This is a genomic window from Massilia sp. 01N410, from assembly GCF_056399665.1.
The window spans coordinates 1-410 of the sequence record NZ_JBFTRV010000082.1 but is presented as its reverse complement, the minus strand read 5'-3'; the positions used below and the strand labels follow the sequence as shown (position 1 = coordinate 410).

The following is a 410-nucleotide window of genomic DNA, read 5'->3' as shown; positions in this document are numbered from 1 at the left end:
TCCTCCAGGCCTTCCATCGCCTCGTTGTACTTGTTGCGGTCCTTGTTGGTGACCGTGAAGTCGTCGTGCTCGTTGTAGAAGTCCTTGAGTTCAGGATGCGCATCGACGCGGCGCTCCAGCGTGCCCTTGTTGCGCTGGTCGGTGATCGAGACCGGCTCCTCGTTGCGGCGTGCACGCTTCCAGGCCTTCTCGACTTCCGGATCCTTGCTGCCGACCGTGTACTCGCTGATCCCGTCCACGCTCACGTCCACGTGATCGGTGGTGTAGAACCAGCCGCGCCAGAACCAGTCGAGGTCCGTGCCGGAAGCGTCTTCCATGGTGCGGAAGAAGTCGGCCGGGGTCGGACGCTTGAACTTCCAGCGGCGCGCGTATTCGCGGAAGGCGAAGTCGAACAGTTCGCGGCCCAGCAC

General features: G+C 62.9%; 1 pseudogene. It reads right to left on the bottom strand.

The features are described from left to right. Nucleotides 1–410, bottom strand: a pseudogene (locus tag AC1DOP_RS27345) (aminopeptidase); the annotation flags it as partial.